At 66.9% G+C, this 23,985-nt stretch carries 18 protein-coding genes, 1 tRNA gene and 1 pseudogene; 10 read left to right on the top strand and 10 right to left on the bottom strand.

All coding sequences use genetic code 11. From position 1 onward, the window contains the following. Positions 1-6 precede the first annotated feature (6 nt). From QPK32_RS18170 to QPK32_RS18155, 4 genes are all read right to left on the bottom strand, one after another. A complete protein-coding gene (locus QPK32_RS18170) occupies positions 7-2,016 on the bottom strand; it encodes a TonB-dependent siderophore receptor (protein WP_290414198.1) in 2,010 nt (669 codons plus the stop codon). A gap of 204 nt (positions 2,017-2,220) precedes the next feature. Beyond that, on the bottom strand, positions 2,221-2,907 hold the full coding sequence (locus QPK32_RS18165) for a helix-turn-helix domain-containing protein (protein WP_290414197.1): 687 nt from the start codon (positions 2,905-2,907) through the stop codon (positions 2,221-2,223). A gap of 425 nt (positions 2,908-3,332) precedes the next feature. Then, entirely contained in the window at positions 3,333-4,049 is a 717-nt protein-coding gene (locus QPK32_RS18160) for a MarC family protein (protein WP_290414196.1), read from the bottom strand. 61 nt (positions 4,050-4,110) lie between these two features. Further along, a complete protein-coding gene (locus tag QPK32_RS18155) occupies positions 4,111-6,096 on the bottom strand; it encodes a BCCT family transporter (RefSeq protein ID WP_290414195.1) in 1,986 nt (661 codons plus the stop codon). Between the two features lie 528 nt (positions 6,097-6,624). Here QPK32_RS18155 and nhaA point away from each other — a divergent pair. Together nhaA and QPK32_RS18145 are read left to right on the top strand one after the other, a co-directional pair. Further along, complete coding sequence (gene nhaA, locus QPK32_RS18150; RefSeq protein ID WP_290414194.1) at positions 6,625-7,863, top strand: Na+/H+ antiporter NhaA; 1,239 nt, start codon at positions 6,625-6,627, stop codon at positions 7,861-7,863. A 160-nt stretch (positions 7,864-8,023) separates the two neighbouring features. Beyond that, the gene (locus tag QPK32_RS18145) at positions 8,024-9,925 is read left to right on the top strand and encodes a sensor histidine kinase (RefSeq protein WP_290414193.1); all 1,902 of its coding nucleotides are present in this window, start codon (positions 8,024-8,026) and stop codon (positions 9,923-9,925) included. Between the two features lie 97 nt (positions 9,926-10,022). On the opposite strand, the gene QPK32_RS18140 is transcribed toward QPK32_RS18145, so the two are convergent. From QPK32_RS18140 to QPK32_RS18125, 4 genes are read right to left on the bottom strand one after another with little or no spacing between them, the layout of a single operon-like run. After that, positions 10,023-10,676, bottom strand: coding sequence for a flavin reductase family protein (locus QPK32_RS18140; protein ID WP_290414192.1), 654 nt, complete (start codon positions 10,674-10,676; stop codon positions 10,023-10,025). A gap of 10 nt (positions 10,677-10,686) precedes the next feature. Beyond that, positions 10,687-11,952 (bottom strand): MFS transporter, encoded by a 1,266-nt coding sequence (locus QPK32_RS18135; RefSeq protein WP_290414191.1) that lies wholly within the window; start codon positions 11,950-11,952, stop codon positions 10,687-10,689. Positions 11,953-11,999: 47 nt separating this feature from the next. Next, the gene (locus QPK32_RS18130) at positions 12,000-13,154 is read right to left on the bottom strand and encodes an acyl-CoA dehydrogenase family protein (RefSeq protein WP_290414190.1); all 1,155 of its coding nucleotides are present in this window, start codon (positions 13,152-13,154) and stop codon (positions 12,000-12,002) included. Between the two features lie 22 nt (positions 13,155-13,176). Beyond that, complete coding sequence (locus QPK32_RS18125; protein WP_290414298.1) at positions 13,177-13,998, bottom strand: IclR family transcriptional regulator; 822 nt, start codon at positions 13,996-13,998, stop codon at positions 13,177-13,179. 247 nt (positions 13,999-14,245) lie between these two features. On the opposite strand from QPK32_RS18125, the gene QPK32_RS18120 reads away from it, so the two are divergent. From QPK32_RS18120 to QPK32_RS18085, 8 genes and pseudogenes are all read left to right on the top strand, one after another. Continuing rightward, positions 14,246-15,016 carry an enoyl-CoA hydratase gene (locus tag QPK32_RS18120; protein WP_290414189.1) on the top strand — a complete coding sequence of 257 codons (771 nt, stop codon included), beginning with the start codon at positions 14,246-14,248 and terminating at the stop codon, positions 15,014-15,016. A 10-nt stretch (positions 15,017-15,026) separates the two neighbouring features. Next, positions 15,027-16,565: a 3-hydroxyacyl-CoA dehydrogenase gene (locus tag QPK32_RS18115; protein WP_290414188.1), complete on the top strand. Its 1,539-nt coding sequence runs from the start codon at positions 15,027-15,029 to the stop codon at positions 16,563-16,565. A gap of 155 nt (positions 16,566-16,720) precedes the next feature. After that, on the top strand, positions 16,721-17,944 hold the full coding sequence (locus QPK32_RS18110) for a CaiB/BaiF CoA-transferase family protein (protein WP_290414187.1): 1,224 nt from the start codon (positions 16,721-16,723) through the stop codon (positions 17,942-17,944). A 52-nt stretch (positions 17,945-17,996) separates the two neighbouring features. Next, positions 17,997-18,521: pseudogene (locus QPK32_RS18105) on the top strand (hypothetical protein); the annotation flags it as partial. 92 nt (positions 18,522-18,613) lie between these two features. Then, positions 18,614-19,717 carry a 4-oxalomesaconate tautomerase gene (locus tag QPK32_RS18100; RefSeq protein WP_290414297.1) on the top strand — a complete coding sequence of 368 codons (1,104 nt, stop codon included), beginning with the start codon at positions 18,614-18,616 and terminating at the stop codon, positions 19,715-19,717. 16 nt (positions 19,718-19,733) lie between these two features. Then, positions 19,734-20,759 carry an amidohydrolase family protein gene (locus QPK32_RS18095; RefSeq protein WP_290414296.1) on the top strand — a complete coding sequence of 342 codons (1,026 nt, stop codon included), beginning with the start codon at positions 19,734-19,736 and terminating at the stop codon, positions 20,757-20,759. Between the two features lie 16 nt (positions 20,760-20,775). Continuing rightward, positions 20,776-21,459 (top strand): 4-carboxy-4-hydroxy-2-oxoadipate aldolase/oxaloacetate decarboxylase, encoded by a 684-nt coding sequence (gene ligK / locus QPK32_RS18090; RefSeq protein ID WP_290414295.1) that lies wholly within the window; start codon positions 20,776-20,778, stop codon positions 21,457-21,459. A 25-nt stretch (positions 21,460-21,484) separates the two neighbouring features. Then, positions 21,485-21,769, top strand: a complete 285-nt coding sequence (locus tag QPK32_RS18085; protein WP_290414186.1) for an aldehyde dehydrogenase family protein — start codon at positions 21,485-21,487, stop codon at positions 21,767-21,769. Between the two features lie 601 nt (positions 21,770-22,370). On the opposite strand, the gene QPK32_RS18080 is transcribed toward QPK32_RS18085, so the two are convergent. Continuing rightward, positions 22,371-22,464: transfer RNA gene (locus QPK32_RS18080), tRNA-Ser, on the bottom strand. 99 nt (positions 22,465-22,563) lie between these two features. Further along, positions 22,564-23,811 (bottom strand): aspartate kinase, encoded by a 1,248-nt coding sequence (locus tag QPK32_RS18075; protein WP_290414185.1) that lies wholly within the window; start codon positions 23,809-23,811, stop codon positions 22,564-22,566. Positions 23,812-23,985: the final 174 nt, after the last annotated feature.

Raw genomic sequence — 23,985 nt, 5'->3', positions numbered from 1 at the left:
GGAACTTCAGAAGCCATATTCCAGCTTGCCGACGAGGGCGCGTCCGTCGCGCGCGATGGCTTCCTGGACGAACGCCGGCCCAGCCGGGTCGGCATGCTCGCGATCGGCCGCGTTGTAGACGCCGACCGACCAGTTCCAGCCCTGCGTGCGGCTGCCGATCGACGTCAGGACGACGTTGAGGGTGCAATAGCCGCCCACGCGCGCATGTTCGGTCAGGCGCTGCCCCGCGCACTGCCATTCCCCCGCCAGGCGGGCGTTCAGCGGCGCCCAGGGCACGCTGGCGCCGGCCTTGAGCAGCTGGCGCGGCGAATTCACGAGGCCGCGCCCGAGGCTGTCCGCCGTGCGCTGCCAGCTGTAGCTCGCGCGCATGCGCACGCCGCGCGCATCGGTGTTCTCGCCCGCCAGCTCGACGCCGTGCGCACGGGCGCGCTCGGTATTGGTGAATTGCAGCAGCCCTGTCGCCGGATCCTCCGTCTGCGTGATCAGGTCGTGCATCCGGTAGCTGAACAGCACCGCCGACAACTTGGCGTGGGCGTGCGGGTTGTGCTCCCAGACCAGTTCCCGCGTATGGATGTCTTCGGACTGCAGGCCCGGGTTGGCTTGCTGGCCGCCCGCACCCGGGAGCGCGTAATAGCGCTCGTAGGCATTGGGCGCGCGGAACGCCGTGCCGTAGATGAGTTTCACCGTATCCCTGGGCGTCACGTTGCGGATCAAGGCGATGCGCGGGCTGGTACGGATGCCCGCCTCGCTGTCGCGGTCGTGGCGCAGGCCGGCGTTGACGATCGTCGCGCCGTCCAGGCGCCACTCGTCCTCGACGAAGACGCTCCTGCGCGTGCCGCCGCGGCGGTCGTCCAGCAGGCCGGCATACGGGTCGATGTCGTAGTTGAACTGGTCGCGCCGGCGGTTGCGATTCCACTCGATCCCCGCCACGATGCGATGGCCGGCCAGGCCGGCATAACTGGCATGGGCATGCATCCCGTGCCAGCTGCCATGATCGCCGTCGATGTTGACGTGCGGGGCGCCCGCCTCGCTCGGGTACAGGCCGTGGGCCAGGTAGTCCGAGCGTCCCCAGTACAGGCTTGCCGCCACGTCCAGCGCGGGCGCCAGCGCCGCCTGGTAGTCCAGGTTGGCGAACGCCCTGCTGTCGCGGGTGGCGTCGGGGGTGTCGAACACGGCGCCGAAGGAAGCCGTCGGCACGCCCTTGCTGCGGTCGACGTAGCCGGCGCCGAAGGTCAGGTCGCCGCGGTGCAGCTTGGCGAACAGATTGGTCGCGCGTTCCCAGTCCAGGCCATGCGCGACGCCGTCCGCTCCACGGCCCTCGCCGTCGAACTCCGGGAAATACAGGTCGCCGCCGCGGCGCCGGTAGCTGCTGGCCGACAGCACGGCATCGCTGCCGTCCTGCGCATGCCAGCCGTAGCTGACGCGCGAACGGCGCTCGCCCAGGCTGCCGAACGACTGCGCGGCCTGCACGCCGCCCAGCGCGCTGCCGGACCTGGTCACCACGTTGATCACGCCGAACACCGCGTTCGATCCGTACACGGCCGCTCCCGGCCCCGGCACGTACTCGATGCGCTCGACCAGGTCCATGTCGAGCATGCCGTCGTTGCCGATCGCGGCCTGGTCGTACACATTGTCGTTGGCGCGCACGCCGTCGATCAGCAGCAGGAAGCGGCTGTCGTAGTCGCCCGGGCGCAGGAAGCCGCGCGCGCCGAGGTAGGTGTAGTTGCGGTCGCTCGACACATAGAGTCCGGGCAGCGAGGCGAGCGCGTCGGCCAGCGTGCGCCAGCCGTATTCGCGGATGTCCTGCGCCGTCAGGACGGAAACGGCCGACGGCGCGTCGCGCAGCGACTGCTCGAAGCGCGACGCCGACGTGACGGTCTGCACCTGCATCAGCTGCTCGAGCGGCAGGTCGGCCAGCACGGTCCGCTGCGTGCCGTCCTCGCCCGCGCGGGCGCACGTGGCGGCCAGTGCGAGTACCGCCAGGACGAACGGCGAAATCGTGATGTTATCGAGCATGATTCAGCGTAGGAATGACAAAGCACTGCCACCCGGCGGGGCAGGAGATTCTGGACGACGATGGAAGCGATCGGGGGTTCGGAGCGCGGCAGGAAACGTGGCGAGCGATTGCTGTCCACAAGACAAATTATATTTATCCTGAGAAATATTGTCAGCGAGAATGTGATTTTTTGTGAGTTTTGTCGCCGAATGACGACGCTGTCGTCAAGACAACATTTTGGTGACGACGCGTTCCAGATTGCTCAAGGCAATCGGCTTGTGCAGCACCGGGATGTCGTCCGGCAGGCCCATCGATGCGGTCGTATGGTGGTCGAGTTCGCTGAGCACCACGATCCGCATCCCCGTATAAGGCGCGGTCGAGCGCAGCGTCCGGATCATGCGGGAACTGTCCAGGCCGGGCAGGTTCAAGGAAGAGATCAACAGGTCGGGCACCCGTTCGCCAATCCGGAGCAAGGCTTCGAATCCGTTCGAGGTCGCCACGACGTCCGCCCTGGCGCTGCATAGCCTGATCTGGAGCGTGCACAGATCGAGGAGCGTCTGGTCCCCTTCCGCGACCACCACCCGAGGCCGGTGCGAGGCTGCAGGCGTGCTTGCCGGCGACGGCGTCCCGGCGGTAGGCGTGCTGGCGTCCGGCGCCCTCGCATTGCGCTCCCCCAGCATGGCGTGCAGGGATACGCGCGAGATGCGGCGATGGCCGCCCGCCGTTTTCCAGGCTTTCAGCTTTCCCGCCTCGACCCACAGTTGAACCGTCCGGTGCGACACGCCAAGCGCAGCCGCTGCCTCCTTGGTCGTGCACGTATCGGACAATTCCGCGTCACCGGCAGCGTACGGCACATCATCTTCCTTACCGGTTTTCGACATCATTTCTTTGTTTGCTTTCTTCAGGCGCATCGACTGTGACGGCGCCACAGAATCGGATTTCAACTTTGTCACACTAGTGTAAATACATTCCACCGAGAAATCTATCGAATTCTCACGCGCGTAACAGAAATGCCGGAGTGCTCGCCCCGAGAACGTGGTCGAGGGTCAGATCAATCGGTGGAAGAACGAAGGAAGGCGATCCGTGTGCGGCAGCCTGGATCGGAAAGGTAATGCCGCTTGCCGATGGAGAAATGGCGGCGACAGGCGGACAGGGGTACACCGCTGACCGAACGCGGATAATGCCATGATCAAGCTGACGAGATCCGCTCACCCGGATGACCTATTTGTCAGTGTATGCCCTTCGTCGCGCAGCCGGCGCGCCGCTGAATTCGGATGAACGGCGCTCCTTCAGGCAGGTAGAGAGCGTTCCGATCGCAAGACGAGCGACGCATCGATCAGGACCGCAAGGCCGCGTGGAGCATGGGCTGCGTGGACATGGACATGAGTTCCATCATCAATTCGCGGACGCCGTCCCACACGATTTGCACGCCCAGGCACAGGAGAATGAATGCGGTCAGGCGCAGGAAGACGGCGGTTCCCGCCTCGCCGATCAGGCGCAGGAAGTGCTCGCCGTAGCGAAACGCCAGGTACAGCAGCACCCCGATGACGCCCAGCGCCACGAGCGCGGCGCCCATCCGCGCCAGGGAAATCGCCAGTTCGATGTCATGCAGCGTCACGCCCACCGTGATGGCGACCGAGATCGAGGCCGGTCCGCAACTGATCGGAAACGTCAGCGGATAGAACGCTTGCCGGCGCGCATGGTCGGACGTGAACGCCTCGGCCAGTGCCGCCCGGCTGTCCTGCGTGGCGGGCGTCGCCCCCAGCAGGCGCCACGCGACGGACGCCAGGATCAAACCGCCGCCGATGCGGACGATGGGAAGCGAGATGCCGAAGAAGTCGAGGACGTAGGACCCCACCAGCATCGAACCCGTCATCAACCAGAACATGTTGCGCGCGATACGGCGGGCGAGCATGACGCGGGTGGCGGGCAGCGCGCCTTCGGTCATGCTGAGGAAGATCGGTGCCGTTGCGGCCGGATTCAGGATCGGCAGCATCGTGAACAACACGAACAGGAAGCTTTTTGCCGCGACCACGAGCAGATCGAGCGTCATGCCGGGCCTCCCCGCGCAACCGCTGCCGCCCTGTCATCGCGCGACCGCCGCATCGAGCGCATCAGGGCATCCTTCGCGCATGGCGGAACCGGGCATAGCGGTTCAGCAGGTCGTTGATCAGCTGCTCGCGCGTGTAGCCGGTGACGTCGTGCTGCTGGTCGCCTTCGGAGCTGTAGGCCATCGCCCGGTAGTGGCGGCTGTCCGCGTCCCTGCCCTCGGTCTCGGCCCAGGCGAAACTCGGCGCGCGGAAGCTGCGCGCGCGGACCGTGTAGCGGAATACGCCGCGGTCGCCGTGCGGCACGTTCAGGTCGAGGCGTTTTTCGCTCTCGGTCATTTCCGGCACCAGGCCGCTCTCCCGCAGTTGCGCGGCCACGGCGTCGAGCGCGTCGCGCGCGGGACCGGCGAGGAAGGCCGCGATCTCCGGCTGGTCGTAGAAATTGGTGATGCTGGCCAGGCGCTGTTGCCAGCTCAGGCCCACCGCCGGGGGCGCATCGGCGGCGACCGACAGGTCGATCGACGTGCCTTCCGACTCGGTCTGCAGCGCGCGCAGCAAGCCGTAGCACATGAGCAGCATCACCACCGCGAACGGCAAGGCGCTGGCCAGCGCGGCGGTCTGCAGCGCCTGCAGGCCGCCCGCCAGCAGCAGCACGGCCGCCACCAGGCCGGCGCAGATCGCCCAGAAGATGCGTTGCCAGACCGGCGGATTGGGTGCGGCGCCGGACGTGATCATGTCGATGACGAGCGCGCCCGAATCGGCGGACGTGACGAAGAACGTGATGACCAGCAGCGTGGCAAGGCCCGAGGCGATCAGCGACAGGGGCAGCTGCTCCAGGACCTCGAACAGCGCCACCGGCAGGTTGTCCGCCACGGTCTGCACGATGGGCGCGACGCCGCCCAGGTCGAGCCGGATCGCCGTATTGCCGAAGACGGTCATCCACAGGAAGGTGAACAGCGTCGGCACCAGCAGCACGCCGCCGACGAACTGGCGGATCGTGCGTCCCCGCGAGATCCGCGCGATGAACATGCCGACGAACGGCGACCACGAGATCCACCAGCCCCAGTAGAACAAGGTCCATTTACCGAGCCATGCATTCGGCTCGTAGGCATACATGCGGAAGGTGCGCTGCACGACTTCGCCCAGGTAGGTGCCGATGTTCTGGACATAGGCTTCGAGCAGGAACACGGTCGATCCGACCGCGAGGACGAACAGGAGCAGTGCGATCGCCAGGATGATGTTGAGCTCCGACAGGCGTTTCACGCCCTTGTCCAGCCCGGTCCCGGCCGACAGCGTCGCCATGCCGGTGATGACCACGATCAGGATGATCTGGACCTGCGGGTTCACCGGCAGGCCGAACAGGTGCGCAAAGCCGGCATTCACCTGCAGCACGCCGAAGCCGAGCGACGTCGCCACGCCGAACATGGTACCGAGTACCGCGAAGATGTCGATGGCGTGGCCGGCCGGTCCGTGGATGCGGTTGCCGATCAGCGGAAACAGGCTCGACCTGAGCGTCAGCGGCAAGCCGCGCCGGAACGCGAAGTAGGCAAGCGCCAGCCCGACGACGATGTAGATCGCCCAGGCATGCAGGCCCCAGTGGAAGAAGGTCAGCACCATCGCATGGCGGGCGGAATCGATCGTCCGCCCCGGGCCCGTCGGCGGCTGCGCGTAGTGCTGGATGGGCTCGGCAACGCCGAAGAACAGCAGGCCGATGCCCATGCCGGCGCTGAACAGCATGGCGAGCCAGGACAGGTAGCTGTATTCCGGCTCGCTGTCGTCCGGCCCCAGCTTGACGTCACCGTAGCGGCTCATCATCAGGAAGATCACGAAGATCAGGAAGAACGCGACCGACAGGATATAGAACCAGCCGAAATCGCGCACGATGCCGGCCTGCAGCGCATCGAACAGGCTGCCGACGCGTCGCGGGAACAGTGCGGCGGCGGCGGCGAACGCCAGGATCAGCGCCGCCGACACGAAGAACACCGGCGGGTTCACCTGTATCCAGCGGCGTCGGCTGGAACCGTTGGCGTCGTTCGGCGAGGGATCTGTCATCGTGTTCCTTTCTCGAGCACCGTGCGGACGGCACATGAACAACCCAGCCGCGCATCGGTGCGGCGCTTGCCGGCGCGGACCGTCGCAGGAGGAATGGTTGCACCGTCGCGGCCCAACAATAATTTGGACAAATTTACGTGTGTTTATTATAACATCGGTCCTCGGCGGCACCGTCGCGTGCGGCATTGCACGCCTGGGTCCCGGACAGCCCGTTGCCTTGGCAAATCGACTATACTTGCAGCGGGTGCGCACACATCGTCGTGTGGCAGGGATGCGTCAGGTCGGGCCGCCGCGCGTCATTCGCTCGCCCATGAACAAGGTCCGCCATCCATTTCACGTCGTGTCCGGCAAAGGACACATCCGCTCCAGGCACGGCATCCCCGTACCCGATTTCCCGCCGCCGGCATCCGGCGCGTGCACCGTATCGCTTCATCCCGGCCCGCGGACCCGCGTCGGCCGGCCTGCACGCCCCGCCATTCCTTCCCCGGCCGCACGGCAAACGCATCACACCATCCCCGAGGACATCGCATGACAGTCATCCAGCGCGCGCTATCGCAGACATTCAACCGTTTCTTCGAATCCGAAAAAGCCGGAGGCATCGTCCTGATCGCCTGCACGGCCATATCGCTGCTGCTGGCGAATTCGCCGTTCGGTGCGGACTACCTGCAGTTCTGGCATGTGCAGGTCGCCGGCTTGAGCGTGGAACTCTGGGTCAACGATGCGCTGATGGCGATCTTCTTCCTGCTCATCGGCCTGGAACTCGAGCGCGAGCTGTACTGCGGCGAACTGTCGAACCTGCGCAACGCGCTGCTGCCGATCCTGGCCGCGGCCGGCGGCATCGCCGCGCCCGCGCTCATCCACTTCATGCTGAACCAGGGCTTGCCGAGCCAGCCCGGCATGGGGATTCCGATGGCGACCGACATCGCGTTCGCCCTCGGCGTGCTGGCCCTGCTGGGCAAACGCGTACCGGCTTCGCTGAAGGTGTTCCTGACCGCGCTCGCCGTCATGGACGATCTCGGCGCCATCGTCGTCATCGCCCTCTTCTATACCGCCAGCCTGTCCATGGCCTACCTGGGCGGCGCGCTGGCCGTGTTCGCCGTGCTGCTGTTCATGAACAAGCGGCTGCGCATCGTCGCGCTGGCGCCCTACCTGGTCGGCGGCGCCCTGATGTGGTTCCTCATGCTCAAATCGGGCGTGCACGCGACGATCGCGGGCGTCCTGCTGGCGTTCGCCATTCCCTATTCGGCCACCGAGGACGATGCCGCCTCGCCGTCGCACCGGCTGGAGCACATGCTGCACTTCCCCGTCGCGTTCCTGATCCTGCCGATCTTTGCGCTCGCCAATACGGGGATCGTGATCGGCGCCGGATGGATGGAGGAGCTGGCGTCGCCCAACAGCATGGGCATCGTCGCCGGCCTCGTGCTCGGCAAGCCCATCGGCATCATGCTCGCCTGCCTGGCCGCCGTCCTGCTCGGCCTGTGCCGCCTGCCGCTGGACCTGAGCTGGCGCCACGTGTCCGGCGCGGGCATCCTGGGCGGCATCGGCTTCACCATGTCGATCTTCATCACCAACCTGGCGTTTGCCGGCAGTCCCGCCCTCGTCAACGCGTCGAAGATGGCGATCCTGGTTGCCTCGCTCACCGCCGGCGTCGTCGGCTTCATCTGGCTCAAGCTGTTCGGACACCCCACTGCCCTCGACGACGACACCGCCACGATGGACCTCGACCTGCCGGATGCCGCCGGACCGGGCCGGGGGAGGCGGTCATGAGCAATTCACGACCAGCCGGGTGCCGGCGACATGCGGCGTCGCGCGCTTCACCTGCATGGTCCTGTCCGTCTCCCGCGCCCGCTATTCTGATTTTTCCGAATTGCGAGTAACATCGCGTCATGAGAAAGGCGAGAGCGCTTCGCCGCCATGGAGACATTTCGTGCGTACCTACGTGCCGGGTTCGATGAAGGATGTCAGCATTTCGGCGCAGCTGACGCTGTTGCTCGCCGGACTCGTGCTCGCGATGACGCTCGCGATCGCCGGCATCCTCGGCGCCTTGTTCACCCGCCGGGAAGAAGTCGAGATCGGCCAGCAATTCTCCGACCTCGCAGCGCAGGTGGCGGACAAGCTGGACCGGGGCTTGTTCGAACGCTACCGCGAAGTCCAGATCCTGGCCAACCGGCCGCAACTCGGCGCCCCGGAAGAACTGGACGACAAGCGCCGCCTGTTCGAGGACATGCAGCGGACCTATCCCTACTACGCGTGGCTGGGCCTTACCGACCGGCAGGGCCGGGTGCTGATGTCGGCCAACCGCCTGCTCGAGGGGGTGGATGTGTCCCACCGGCCCTGGTTCCAGAATGCGCTCAAGGACATCCACTTGACCGACGTGCATGCGGCCGCGCTGCTTGCCAAGCTGCTCGAGACCGACCCTGCCGAGGGAGCGCCGCGTTTCATCGACATCGCCTTTCCGTACAGGGACCGGGACGGCCGCCTTGCCGGCGTCTTCGGCGTGCACCTGAGCCTCGCCTGGGCGGCGGAAATCGAGCAATCGGTGATGCTGCCGCTGCTCAGGAAACGCAAGGTGGAAGCCTTCATCGTCACCACGGACCAGACCGTCATCATCGGTCCGAAGCACCTCGTGGGGACGCGCTTATCCCTGCCGCCGCCGGCGGATCCGGCGCGCGGTTCCCAGGGCTACAGGACCGCACGCTTCGCCGACGGCAAGACCTACCTGATCGGTTACGCGAAGACCCGGGGGTATGCGGCCTCCCCCGGTCTGGACTGGACGGTCGTGGTGCGCCAGGACATCGATCACGCGTATGCACCGGTGTTCCGGCTGCGCGGCCAGATCGTGGCGGTGGGCAGCGCCATCGCCTTCGTGTTCGCGCTGGTCGCCTGGTGGCTGGCGCGGTGGATCGCCAGGCCGATCATCCACCTCGCCGAATCCGCCCGCCGGATCGAAACGCTCGCGTCCGACCATATCGATCCCACGCCGGCCGGCTATCGCGAGATCGTCTTCCTGCGCACGACCTTGCAATCCTTGATCAGCCAGCTGCGCGCGAATGAAAGCGCATTGAAGGAGGCGAACCGGCGCAAGGACGAATTCCTGGCCACGCTCGCCCACGAGCTGAGGAATCCGCTGGCACCGATCGCCACGGCCGGCGAGCTGCTGCGTCTCGGCAGGGCAGACGAAGCGCAGCAGTTGCGGCTGGGGCAGATGATCGTCCGGCAGACAAGGCACATGACGGACCTGATCGACGAGCTGCTGGATGTGTCACGGGTCACGCGCGGCAAGATCAAGCTGGACCGGAAGCCGGTCGACATGCGCGACGTGCTCGCCGACGCGATCGAGCAGACTGCGCCGCAGTTCGCCGCCCGGCGCCATCGCCTCGACACGCATCCCGCGCCCTGCCCCGCCGTGGTCGACGGCGACAGGAAGCGCCTGGTGCAGGTGCTCGCGAACCTGCTCGACAACGCCGCGAAGTTCACGCCCGACGGGGGGCGGATCGTCGTGACCCAGACGACGTCCGATGGGAAAGTCCTGCTGACCGTCGGCGACAACGGCATCGGCATGTCGCCCCAGCTCATGGACCACGTATTCGAACTCTTCACCCAGGAAACACGCAAGACGGACCTGTCCGCAGGCGGCCTCGGCATTGGTTTGGCCCTGGCCAAGCGCCTGGTCGAGCTTCACGGCGGCACGCTGGACGTCGCCAGTCCGGGCGAAGGACAAGGCAGCACCTTCACCCTCGCCCTGCCCGCCCATGCCCTGCCGGCCCACGCCCCACCGCCTGCGGCGGCGGCCGCGCTGGCGATTCCTTGCCCCGGCCAGGGCCCATGAACGATCGGGCCCACGGCGCCGCCGTCCGCCCGACCGCCGCACCGCACAACATCGCCGATTCGCCAGGAAGGCCGGTGCGGCATGGTCGGCCGCGCGCTCAGCCGTTCGGCCCATCGCGCCGCAGGCGCGCCTCGATCTCGCGCAAGCGGACATAGTAGGCACGCCCCAGGCGCCCCAGCGGGCGGTTGCCGGCGTGTTCGAGCAGGTCGATGCGGTGGTCCTGTTCGCCCCTGCGGCCGATGTACACGGATTCGTCGATGTGCACGTGCTCCACGCTGCCCGTGATCCAGCGGTTGGCGCCGACGTCGAGGATGTCGTGCAGCCGGCACTCGTAGGCGATGGGCGCCCGTGCCACGCGCGGCGGCTTGACGGCGGTGCTCGGCGCTTCTTCCAGTCCGGCATCCCGGAATTCGCTGTCGCCCGGCGCCAGGTCGGCCGCCGTCCGGACCATCTCGTCCATCAGGTGTTCCGGCACGATGTTCACGACGAACTCGCGCGTGGCCGCGATGTTCACGTACGTGTCCTTCGGGATCCAGGCGCCGCCGTGGTCGTCGCCGCGCGGGCCGCAGCTGAAGCCCAGCATGGGCGGACTGGGCGAGACGACGTTGAAGAAGCTGAACGGCGCGAGGTTCGACACGCCGTCGGGCGACACCGTCGACACCCAGGCGATCGGCCGCGGCACGACCGAGTCGCGCAGCAGGAAATACATCTCGGTGGGCTGGAAGTCGGCGGCGGAAAGCGAAATGGTCATGTGATTGCTCTCAGTGCTGGGGGTCGTAGAGCTTTTCCTTGATGAACAGGGCCGGCACGATCCCGCTCAGGAAGTAGGCCGCGCCCATCACCAGGAAACCCAGCCCGATCGAGCCGCTGGTGGCGAGGTAGCCGATGCAGGCCGGCGCGATCGCGGCGCCGACGCGGCCCACGTTGTAGGCGCCGCCCACGGCCGAGCCGCGGATCGTGGTCTCGAAGCTCTCGGTCATGTAGGTCGCGTTCACGCCATACGGAATGCCGTACAGGAAGCCGAACACGATCAGCAGGTACACGATGTTGTCGGGCGAGTTGAACATCACGATCACGGGCAGGAACACGGCCGTGCCGAGCGCCCCCAGCGCGAAGATCGCGCGGCGGCCGAAGCGGTCCGCCAGCCAGCCCGCCGCCACCTTCCCGAGGATCATGGCCACGTAGGTGCCGACCATGTAGCCGGTCATGGCCTTGAAGTTCATGTGCAGCTCTTTTTCCAGATAGGTCGGCATCCAGTTGTTGACGCCGTAGTAGCCGAACTGCAGGAAGCCCGCGGCCAGCGACCACAGGATGAACATGCGCCGGTGGACGGGATTGGCGAAGATCAGCTTCATGGCGCTGACCTGCTTCTCGCTCCTGCGCACCCCGGCGGCGCGGTCGGCCAGCAGCTTCTGGCGCGAGGCGATCCACGCCTGCGGCTCGGGCACCAGGCGCTGCATCAGCACGGCGAGGACGACGGGAATGATGGCGATGTAGAACAGCCAGCGCCAGCCGTACGCCGGCAGGATCCAGCCGGCCAGCAGGGTGGCGACCACGTAGCCGACCGACCAGCCGGCCTGCAGGCTGCCGAGGATCGTGGTGCGGCGTTCGGTCGGCACGTATTCCGCCATCAGCGTGTTCGCCACGACATAGACGGCGCCCAGGCCGATCGAGGCGATCAGGCGGAACAACGCGAACTGCTCGAAGTTCTGCGTGCTGCCCAGCACCGCGGTGCCGACCGAGAACAGGGCGATCGTCCAGACTACCGTGCGCACGCGGCCGAAGCGGTCCGCCGCCCAGCCGCCGAAGATGCCGCCGAAGGCCATTCCGGCCAGCGTCACGGTGCCCAGCGCGCCCGCCTGCACCTTGGTGAGGCCGAAGTCCGCGCTCAGGCTGCCCAGGCTGTAGGACAGGAACATCAGGTCCGCTCCGTCGATCATCAGCGCCAGGAACGCGAACAGGAACACCACCTTCCAGGTCTGCTTGTCTTGCGCGGCCGTGACGGCGCGGCGTGCTGCGACTTCCATATCTCCTCCTTGTCGTTATACCGTGCGATCAGTCCTTCTGGCGGGACTTATGCTTGCGCGCGGCGGATCATGTTGCGGGCGATGACCAGTTGCTGCACCTGGGTCGTGCCCTCGTAAATGCGGAACAGGCGCACGTCGCGGTAGAAGCGTTCGATCGCGTATTCCGACACGTAGCCGGCGCCACCGTGCACCTGCACGGCGCGGTCGGCCACGCGGCCGCACATCTCGGACGCGAACATCTTGCAGCAAGCCGCTTCCGTCGAGATGTCCTCCTTGTCGTCGCGCCGGCGCGCCGCATCGAGCACCATCGAGCGCGCCGCGTAGATCTCGGCCTTGCTGTCGGCCAGCATGGCCTGCACGAGCTGGAACTCGGCGATCGGCTTACCGAACTGCTCGCGCTCGATCGCGTAGCGCAGCGCGTCGTCGAGCATGCGCTCGGCGGCGCCCACGCAGATCGCCGCGATGTGCAGGCGGCCCTTGTCGAGCACTTTCATGGCCGTCTTGAAGCCCACGCCTTCCTTGCCGCCGATGAGGTTCGCGGCCGGCACGCGGCAATTCTCGAAGATGACGTCGGCCGTGTGCGCCCCCTTCTGCCCCATCTTCTTGTCCGGCTTGCCGATGGACAGGCCGGGCGTGCCCTGCTCGACGATGAAGGCGGAAATGCCGCCGGCACCCTTTACCTCGGGGTCGGTGCGCGCCATCACGGTGAAGATGCCGGCCTCCGGGGCGTTCGTGATGAAGCGCTTGGTGCCGTTCAGCACGTAGAAGTCGCCGTCGCGCCGGGCCGACGTGCGCAGCGACGCGGCGTCCGACCCGGCCCCCGGTTCGGTCAGCGCGAACGAGGCGATCAGCTCGCCCGACGCGAGGCGCGGCAGGTAGTCGCGCTTCTGCTGCTCGGTGCCGTCGACGATGAGGCCCTGCGAGCCGATGCCGTTGTTCGTGCCGATCAGCGAGCGGAATGCCGGCGAGGTCTTCGCGATCTCGAAAGCGACCAGCACTTCCTCCTCCATCGTCAGGCCCAGGCCGCCGTATTCCTCCGGGATGCACAGGCCGAACAGGCCCAGCTCGCGCATGTCGGCGACGACGTCCGCCGGGATGGCGTCGGTCTCGGCGACGTCGTTTTCGGCCGGCACCAGCCGCTCCCGCACGAAGCGGGACAGCGTGTCGAGCAGCACGGTCATGGTTTCTTGGTCGCGTATCATGTTTCTTCCTTTGTGTCGTGGTTCAGGCGTTGCCGCGTCCCATCGAGCCGCCGACCTTGCGGACCAGCTCGACCAGGGCCGGACCGAGTTCCCGTTCCAGGTACTCGCGGCTGCATTTGAACGCGGGCTTGCCGCAGTTGAAGGACATCATGGTGCCGTCCGGCGCGCGGAAAGGGACGCCGACGCCGCAGACGTCCTTGTCCCATTCTCCGATCGAGATGCAGAAGCCGCGCTCGGCGTAGTCGCGCACGGCCTGGTCGACGCCGGCCTGCAGGCGCGGCCAGTCGGCCGCGTCGCGCTGGCGCAGCTGCTGGAGCAGGCCGGCACGCTCGGGCGCGGGCATGCCCGCCAGGTAGGCGCGTCCCAGCGCCGTCGTCGCCAGTGCCAGGCGCGTCCCCACGCCGCGCTGCAGCGTGATCGAGGCGCTGCTGCGCACCGATTCCACGTACACCATCGACAGGCGATCGCGCACGCCCAGCGACACCGACGCCTGGGTGCGCTCGGCCAGTTCGCGCATCAACGGACGCGCCGTCTCCCGGACGTCGAGCCGCGCCAGCATGCCGAAGCCCAGTGCCAGCACCCCCGCTCCCAGCCGGTAGCGGCCTTCCGCCTCCAGGTGGTCGAGGTAGCCCAGCTTCGCGAGCGTGCCGGCCAGGCGCGCGACGGTCGGCTTTGGAATGCCGGTGCGGCGTGCCAGCTCGGTCAGGCCGAGCTCGCGCTCGCGTTCGCCGAAGCAGCGCAACAGCTCGAGGCCGCGCGCCAGTGCCGTGACGAACTGCCGGTCCTTGCCCTCCCCGCTGTCGTCGAATTGCTGGATGTCGCTGTCGTCGTCCGCGCTGCGCATGCGCTCCTCCCGTTGTTCCGTCGCGTCCGGCATCTCCCGGCCGGCCCTCATTTCATCCTGTCATATCATTTCGGGTGATGTCAAACATTTTCAAACCGCTGGTCCGCTATGCGAACCGTTAATAAAATTTATAAACAAACCCGATAAATGGCGTCAGAACAGGCTTTACATGGCCAAATTTTTTGCCTATCCTGCACCGATCGACTTTTTTTCGAACTATCGGTCCGCTATGCGAACCTGGAAATCCATGACCGAACTCGTTCTTTCCCATCCAGAACCTGGCATCGCCCGCCTCCTCATTCACCGCCCTGATGTCCGCAATGCGCTGAACCGCAGCGTGCGCAGCCAGCTGGCAGAACAGTTCACCGTCCTGGGCCAGGATCCCGCCGTGCGCTGCATCGTGCTGACGGGTGGCGAGCAGGTGTTCGCGGCCGGCGCCGACCTGCGCGACATCGCCGAAGCCACGCCGATCGAGATGCACCTGCGCCAGGTACAGCGGCTGTGGCAGGCGATCGCCGGCTGTCCGAAGCCCGTGATCGCGGCCGTCAACGGCTATGCCTGGGGCGGAGGCTGCGAACTCGCCATGCACGCGGACATCATCGTCGCGGGCGAGAATGCCTCGTTCGCGCAGCCGGAAATCAAGGTCGGCATCATGCCGGGGGCCGGGGGAACGCAAAGGCTGACGCGGGCCATCGGCAAGTTCCAGGCGATGAAGATGCTGCTGACCGGCCAGCCGCTGAACGGCCGCGAAGCGTTCGCCGCGGGCCTCGCCAGCGAGGTGGTCGAGGACGGCAAGGTGCAGGAGCGCGCGCTGGAACTGGCCCGGACGATCGCCGCCATGCCGCCGCTGGCCGCGGCCCAGATCAAGGAAGTCGTGCTGGCCGGCCAGGACGCGTCGCTCGACGCGGCGCTCATGCTGGAACGCAAGGCCTTCCATCTGCTGTTCGCCAGCCGCGACCAGAAGGAAGGCATGCGCGCCTTCTTCGAGAAACGCAAGCCCGACTACACCGGGGAATGAGGAGCACGGGATGACATCCGATTTCGACAACCAGGGCCGGCTCGGCGTCGTCGGCTGCGGCCTGATGGGCCGCGGCATCGCCCAGATCGCCGTCCAGGGCGGCATTCCCGTGATCCTGCACGACAGCCGTCCCGGCGCCGCCGAGGAAGCGCGCGAGGCCATCGCCGCCACCCTGGACAAGCTGGCCGCGAAGGGCAAGCTGGCCGCGCAGGACGTGTCCGATGCGGTCGCGCGCCTGGCCGTCGCCGCCACGCTGGCCGACCTCGCGCCCTGCGGCACGGTGGTCGAGGCCATCGTCGAGCGCCTGGACGCCAAGCAGTCGCTGTTTCGCGAACTGGAAGCCGTGGTCGGCGCGGACTGCATCCTGGCCACCAATACCTCGTCGCTGTCGGTGACGGCGATCGCCGCCGCGTGCCGGGCGCCGGGGCGCGTGGCCGGCTTCCACTTCTTCAGCCCCGTGCCGCTGATGAAGATCGTCGAGGTGATCGCCGGCCCGCTCACCGACGCCTCCGTGGCCGACCGCCTGGTGGACATCGCCCGCCGCATGGGCCACGCGCCGGTGCGCGCGAGCGACACGCCGGGCTTCATCGTCAACCACGCCGGCCGCGGCTACCTCACCGAGTCGCTGCGCCTGCTGGGCGAGAACGTCGCCGCGCATGCCGAGTTGGACCGCATCCTGCGCGACGCCGCGGGCTTTCGCATGGGACCGTTCGAGCTGCTGGACCTGACGGGGCTGGACGTGTCGCAGCCCGTGATGGAATCGATCTACGACCAGTATTACCAGGAACCGCGCTTCCGCCCGTCCCCGCTGGCGCGCCAGCGGCTGGCGGCCGGACTGCTGGGCCGCAAGAGCGGCCGCGGCTTCTATGCCTACGAAGATGGAAAGAAGCAGGACATTCCCGGCCCGCCGGTGCCGGTGCCGGCGCGCGCCGACGTCGCGGTCTGGCTCGATGCGGCCGATGCCGCCGCCTTCCCCGCCGTCGACGCGCTGCTGGACGCACTGCTCGCCGCGCTCGGCGCCGCGCGCGACCGCGGCGCCCGTCCGGCCGCCGGCTCGCTGTGCCTGGTGCTGCCGGTGGGGCAGGACGCGACCGGCGCCGCCGTCGCCGCGGGGCTCGATCCGGCGCGCACGGTGGCGCTGGACCCGCTGTTCCTGGCGGGCCGGCGCACGCTGATGACGACGCCGCTGACCGCGCCGGCCGTGCGCGACGCCGCGCACGCGCTGTTCGCGGCGGACGGCACGCCGGTGTCCGTGGTGCGCGACAGCGCCGGCCTGATATGCCAGCGCGTCGTCGCCACGATCGTCAACATCGGCGCCGACATCGCCCAGCAGGGCATCGCCACCCCGGCCGACATCGACCAGGCCGTCACGCTGGGCCTCGGCTATCCGCGCGGTCCGCTGGCGCTGGGCGACGCGCTCGGCGCCGCGACCGTGATGCGCATCCTGGACGGCCTGTTCGACACCTACCGCGACCCGCGCTACCGGCCCAGCCCCTGGCTCAGGCGGCGCGCGCTATTGGGCGTGTCGCTGCTCACTCCGGACAATTGACGACCTATCCTGGAAACAAAGGAACACCATGCTCGACGCTTACATCCATTCCGGCCTGCGCACCCCGTTCGGCCGCCTCGCCGGCGCCCTCGCCCCGGTCCGTCCGGACGACCTGGCCGCCGCCGCCGTCGAACGCGCCTGAACGGAGGAACAGCATGTCCGGAGCACTGTCGCACATCCGCGTCCTCGACCTGACGCGCGTCCTCGCCGGCCCCTGGGCCTGCCAGATGCTGGCCGACCTCGGCGCCGAGGTCATCAAGATCGAACGGCCGGGCAGCGGCGACGATACCCGCGCCTGGGGTCCGCCCTACCTGAAGGACGAGGAAGGCCGGGACACCCGCGAGTCGGCCTACTTCCTGTCCACCAACCGCGGCAAGAAGTCCGTCACCCTCGACATCGCCACGCCCGAGGGCCAGGCCATCGTGCGCAAGCTGGCGATGGAGAGCGACGTCTTCATCGAGAACTACAAGGTCGGCGACATGGCGCGCTACGGCCTGTCCTACGACGACCTGAAGGCGCTCAATCCACGCCTGGTCTATTGCTCGGTGACGGGTTTCGGCCAGGACGGCCCGATGTCCTCCTTCGCCGGCTACGACTTCGTGATCCAGGGCATGGGCGGCCTGATGAGCATCACGGGCGAGCGCGACGACCTGCCCGGCGGCGGCCCGCAGAAACTCGGCGTCGCCTTCTCGGACCTGATGACGGGCATGTACGCGAGCGTCGCCATCCTGGCGGCGATCGAACACCGCCACAAGACCGGCGAAGGACAGTACATCGACATGGCGCTGCTGGACGTGCAGGTGGCCGCGGTGGCCAACATGAACATGAACTACCTGGTGTCGGGCAAGGTGCCAAAGCGCCAGGGCAATGCGCACGCCAACATCGTCCCCTACCAGGTGTTCCGCACCCGCGACGGCCATATGGTCCTCGCGGTCGGCAACGACCGCCAGTTCGCGAAATTCTGCGACATCGCCGGCTGCGCGCACCTGGCCGGGGACGAGCGCTTCGCGACCAACGCCAACCGGGTGCGCAACCGCGAGATCCTGGTGCCGATGCTGGAAGAAGTGCTGCTGGGGCGCACCACCGCCGACTGGGTCGCGCCGCTGGAAGCCGCCGGCGTGCCCGCGGGCCCCATCAACGATATCGCCCAGACCTTCGAGCACCCGCAGGTCAAGCACCGCAAGATGCGGGTCGACCTGCCGCATCCGCAGGCCGGCACCGTTCCCTCGGTGGCCAACCCGATCAAGTTCTCGGCGACGCCCATCGCCTACGCAAGCGCGCCGCCCCTGCTCGGGCAGCATACGCAGGACATCCTGGCCACGCTGGCAGGCTTGTCGGCGGCCGAGATCGCGGCGCTGAAGGACAAGGGCATCGTCTGAATGCCGCGCGGCAGATTCAAGCCTGGGCGGGCAACCGGCACAGCACGGTGACATGGGCGCCGCCATCGGTACGGCGGCTGATCGTCCCTTCGCAGCGCCGGACCAGGGCGTCGATCAAACCGCTGCCCTGCAAGCCGGCGTGGCCCGCGCCGCCCGGGCCGGCCTGGCTCACGAACCCAATGCCGCGATCGGACACGCCGCCTGCGCGGCCGCCGCCTACGCCTTCCTCAACCGTTCCGATCCCTCGCCGGGGACGGCGCCCGTCCTGCACGGGGCGCCGCCGTCCGCGGCGCTGGTGGCGCGCGGCGCCTACCTGGCGCGCGCGGACGACTGCGTCGCCTGCCATACCGCCCCCGGCGGCAAGCCGTTCGCCGGCGGACTCGCGTTCAAGCTGCCGTTCGGGACGCTGTACTCGTCGAACATCACACCCGACCGCGACACCGGCATCGGCGCCTGGAGCGACGACGACTTCGTGCGCGCCATGCACGACGGCATCCGCAAGGGCGGCAAGCGACTGTATCCGGCCTTCCCGTACACCTCGTACTCGCAGCTGAGCCGCGCCGATGCGCTGGCGATCAAGGCCTACCTGTTCGGCCTTCCCGCCACGCCGCGGGCGACGCCGGAGCCGGACCTCGCCTTCCCCTTCAACCAGCGCTGGGCGATGGGCTTCTGGAATGTCGCGTTCTTCAGGAGCGCCCGCTTCGCGCCGGTCCCTTTTTTCTCGAGTCCGAACTTCCGGCGGATTCGACGCTGCGCGACCGGGTGCTCCTCGCCGCAATGGGGTCCCCCGACCCCCGTCAAATCGACGGCCTTGGGGGCGCGCATCCGCTGACCAGCAAGGTCGGCATCGTCAGGCGCAGCACGACGCCCGGCGTCGACCTCGACTTCCTGTTCGCCCAGCTGCAGCCCGACCGGGACACGGTGGACGTGACGCCCAACTGCGGCAATATGCTGGCCGCCGTGCTGCCGTTCGCGCTCGAGCGTGGCCTGCTGCCCATCCAGGACGGCCACACCACGGCCAGGGTACTCACTATCAACACAGGCATGCAATGCGATATCACCGTGCCGACGCCGTCTGCGCGCCTGAAGTACGCAGGCGATGCCCGGATCGACGGCGTCCCCGGTACCGCCGCGCCGATCAGCATTGACTTCCTTGACACCGCCGGCTCGGTCTGCCCATCCCTGCTGCCCACCGGCCGAGCACTGGAGCGGGTGCGGGTCGATGCCGCTGCGGGCGGACCGTTCGAGATCGACGCGACCCTGATCGACAATGGCATGCCGATGGTGCTGGTAAGGGCCGCGGACCTGGGCGCGACCGGATACGAGTCCGTGGCCGAACTGAATGCCAACGCTGCCCTCAAGGCAAGGCTTGAAGGATTGCGCCTGACGGCCGGTCCGTTGATGGGCCTGGGCGACGTAACGACCAGGAACTATCCGAAGATGTGCCTGGTCGCGCCCCCGCAAGATGGCGGCGCCATCGCCACCCGCTGTTTCATCCCGCACGTCTGCCATGAAGCGATCGGCGTGCTGGCCGCCGTTACGGTCGCCACTGCCTGCGTGATGGAAGGTTCCGTCACCCAGGGTATCGCCCAGGTGGCGCCCGGCCTGACGACCACGGTATCGGTCGAGCACCCGACCGGCGAATTCAGCGTCGAACTCGGCCTGGATCCGAACAACCCGCAACAAGTCGTCCGCGCCGCCCTGCTGCGCACCGCGCGCCCGATCATGCGCGGCGAAGTCTATATATCGGAAGACATCTGGAGAGGAGAATAAACACATGCGCAAGCCCCTGATCATCGACTGCCATGGCCACTACACGACGGCCCCCAAGGCGCTGGAGGAATGGCGCAACAGGCAGATCGCCAACCTGAACACGCCGGACCTCGGCCCGCGCGTGTCGGACCTCAACATCAGTGACAACGAACTGCGCGAGTCGATCGAGAGCAACCAGCTGCGCCTGATGAAAGAACGCGGCTCCGATCTGACGATTTTTTCGCCGCGGGCGAGCTTCATGGCCCACCACATCGGTCATTTCGACACCAGCGCCACCTGGGCCGCGATCTGCAACGAACTATGCTACCGCGTGTCGCAGCTGTTCCCGGACCACTTCATCGGCGCCGCCATGCTGCCGCAGTCGCCCGGCGTCGACCCGGCCACCTGCATTCCCGAGCTGGAACGCTGCGTCAAGGAGTACGGCATGGTCGGCATCAACCTCAATCCAGATCCGTCGGGCGGGCACTGGACCGCGCCGCCGCTGTCGGACCGCCACTGGTACCCGATCTACGAGAAGATGGTCGAGTACGACATCCCGGCGATGATCCACGTCTCGACCAGCTGCAACCCCTGCTTCCACACCACCGGCGCGCACTACCTGAACGCGGACACGACGGCCTTCATGCAGTGCCTGACCAGCGACCTGTTCAAGGACTTCCCGACGCTGAAGTTCCTGATCCCGCACGGCGGCGGCGCCGTACCCTACCACTGGGGACGCTTCCGCGGCCTGGCGCAGGAGATGAAGAAGCCATTGCTCGAAGAGCACCTGCTGAACAACATCTTCTTCGACACCTGCGTCTACCACCAGCCGGGCATCGACCTGCTCACCAAGGTCATCCCGACGAAGAACGTGCTGTTCGCCTCGGAGATGATCGGCGCCGTGCGCGGCATCGATCCCGAAACCGGGCATTACTACGACGACACCAAGCGCTACATCCAGGCCGCCGCGCTGTCGGATGAAGACCGCTTCCAGATTTTCGAAGGCAATGCGCGCCGTGTGTTCGCGCGCCTGGACACCGCCCTGAAACAGAAAGGAATTTGAGATGAGCACGCCCCTGATGAACCAGCTCGGCATCGTCAAGCGCAACATCGAGCGCGCCGATGCCGCCGCCGTCGAACGGCTGGGCCGCCTCGGCAGCGCCACCGTGCACGAGGCGATGGGCCGGGTGGGCCTGCTGAAGCCTTACATGCGTCCGATCTGGCCGGGCGCGCAGGTCGGCGGGACCGCCGTCACCGTGCTGCTGCACCCCGGCGACAACTGGATGCTGCACGTGGCCGCCGAACAGATCCAGCCGGGCGACGTGGTCGTGGCCGCGCTCAGCGCCGAGTGCACCGACGGCTTCTTCGGCGACCTGCTCGCCACCAGCTTCATGGCGCGCGGAGCCAAGGCCCTCGTCATCGATGCCGGCGTGCGCGACGTACGCGTGCTGAAGGAGATGGGCTTCCCGGTGTGGAGCAAGGCAATCAGCGCCAAGGGCTGCATCAAGGCGACGCTGGGCTCGGTCAACATCCCGGTAGTCTGCGCCGGCGCCCTGGTCAACCCCGGCGACGCGATCGTGGCCGACGATGACGGCGTGGTCGTCGTCCCGGCGGCGGACGCCGCGCGCGTGGCCGAGGTGGCCGAGCAACGCGAGGCCCTGGAAGGCGAAAAGCGCGCCAAACTGGCGTCCGGCGTACTAGGACTGGACATGTACAACATGCGCGAGCCGCTCGCCAAGGCAGGCCTGAAGTACATCGACTGAGATCAGGGCCAAGCGCTACAAGGTCGTGCTGGGCGGCGAAGTCGACCCGGACCGCCCCGGCTACTTCATCCCGGCGACCGTGGTCGACAATCCGCCGGAAGAATCGATGATCGTGCAGGACGAGCATTTCGCGCCGATCGTGCCGATCATCGCCTACGACGACGTCGACGACGTGGTCAAGCGCACCAACGACAGCCTGTTCGGGCTCGGCGGCTCCAGCTGCGCCGCCACAAGAGTCGGGCTTGGGCACCGAGCACGGCGACGACGGCCGCCGGCTGTTCACCAACCCCAAAACCATCCTCATCCGTAAATAAGGCCGACGGCAGCGCCAGGCGCCCGCCGAAGCCTAGGTCAGCCTGATCGCCGACGGCAGGGCCAACGCGTTGTACGCGCAGTTCGGGTTCGCGCCGACAGCACCGGCCGAGATCGGCATGGCTCAGTGGATCAAGCGCTCGCCCCCGATCAGCTACCGCCCATGACTTCGAGGACACCGGACAGTCCTGCATGCCGTCGCCAAGCCTGTAATTCCTTTCCCTGGACTTGGATCCGCTACTGCAGCTACGTCAGCGGTGCGACTGTCTCGGGTAATCCGAGGCGTCCGGGTTGGCAGGAAACATGCATGCCCCAATCGTGCGCCCACAGATCCTGGCTATACGAGGATGCACCAAGACATCGTAGGACGAAAAAAACCCGCCGTCTCCATGAGAACAGCGGGTTCTTTGGCGCCCACGGACTTGCCTGGACAATGTTCTGGCATAGGCGGTGGGATTCGCCCACATCGTGCGGGCCGCCTGCGCGCGAGCACGCGCGCAGCTTCGCCTCCCACCCGCAGAGCGCGCAGGCGCTCTGCTCGCCTATTCTGCCGCGGGAAAAGAAAAAGCCCCTTTGCAGGGGCTTCTTCTTTTGTAACTTGGCGGAGGCGGTGGGATTCGAACCCACGATACAGGTTTAAGCCCGTATGCTTCCTTAGCAGGGAAGTGCCTTCGGCCACTCGGCCACGCCTCCAATCAGCTTCACAGTGTTGCTCGTTGTCGCTGAGTGCACGCATATTAATGGCCACACTTCATTTGGTCAAGGAAGCACGGCCATTTTTTTTCGAAAACGTTAAGCTTGCTCCAGCGCAAACGCTTTATGCAGGGCGCGTACGGCCAGCTCCATGTATTTCTCGTCGATCAGCACCGAGATCTTGATCTCCGAGGTCGAGATCATCATGATGTTGATGCCCTCTTCCGACAGCGTGCGGAACATCTGCGACGCGACGCCGACGTGGCTGCGCATGCCCACGCCCACGGCCGAGACCTTGGAGACCTTGCCGTCGCCGACCAGGCGCGAGAAGCCCAGCGCTTCCTTGTTCGCTTCCAGCACGGCCACCGCGCGCTGGTACTCGTTGCGCGACACGGTGAACGTGAAGTCGGTTTTACCGTCGACCGACACGTTCTGTATGATCATGTCGACCTCGATGTTGGCATCGGCGATCGGGCCCAGGATGTGGAAGGCGACGCCCGGCTTGTCCGGCACGCCCAGCACGGTGATTTTGGCTTCATCGCGCTGGAAGGCGATGCCCGAGATGACGGCTTGTTCCATATTACTTTCTTCCTCAAACGAAATCAGGGTGCCCGACTTGGCTTCCTCGTCGAGCGGCATCAGGGGGTCGGTCAGCGACGACAGCACGCGCGTCGGCACGCGGTAGTTGCCGGCGAATTCGACGGAACGGGTCTGCAGGACCTTCGAGCCCAGCGAGGCCAGTTCCAGCATTTCCTCGAACGTGATCTTGGACAGGCGGCGCGCCTCGTCCACGACGCGCGGGTCGGTCGTGTAGATGCCGTCGACGTCCGTGTAGATCAGGCATTCGTCGGCCTTCAGCGCGGCCGCGATGGCCACCGCCGACGTGTCCGAGCCGCCGCGGCCCAGCGTGGTGATGTTGCCGTGGTCGTCGATGCCCTGGAAGCCCGTGATGATCACGATCTTGCCGGCGTCCAGGTCGGCCTGCACGCGCTTGTCGTCGATCGACTGGATGCGCGCCTTGGTGAATGCCGAGTCGGTCTTGATCCCCACTTGCCAGCCCGTGTACGACACCGCGTCCTTGCCGCGCGCCTGCAGCGCCATCGACAGCAGGCCCACCGACACTTGTTCGCCGGTCGAGGCGATCATGTCCAGTTCACGCGGGTCCGGCTGCGGCATGATTTCCTTGGCCAGCGCGATCAGGCGGTTGGTTTCGCCCGACATTGCCGACGGGACGACGACGATCCGGTGGCCGGCATCATGCCATTTTGCGACGCGGGCTGCGACGTTCTTGATGCGGTCCGTCGAGCCCATCGACGTACCGCCATATTTGTGGACTATAAAGGCCATGCTGGGGGATTTCCGCTTGTAAAAAATCAAAAGAGCCTTTTACTCTACATGCTGCTATGCAGAATAACAAGCAGTCGAGGGCGGAAACCTATACGGAATCGGAATATGGTAATTCGGCAAGGTCATGAGGCGCCGCGCACGACCCGGAACGTCTTTGATGTATAGACAGGCGTA

The sequence above is a fragment of the Massilia sp. YIM B02763 genome, assembly GCF_030412015.1.
In the GTDB taxonomy this organism is placed as follows: Bacteria; Pseudomonadota; Gammaproteobacteria; order Burkholderiales; family Burkholderiaceae_D; genus Telluria.
Note: the sequence above shows the minus strand (reverse complement) of the source record. Positions and strands in the feature narration are given on the sequence as shown.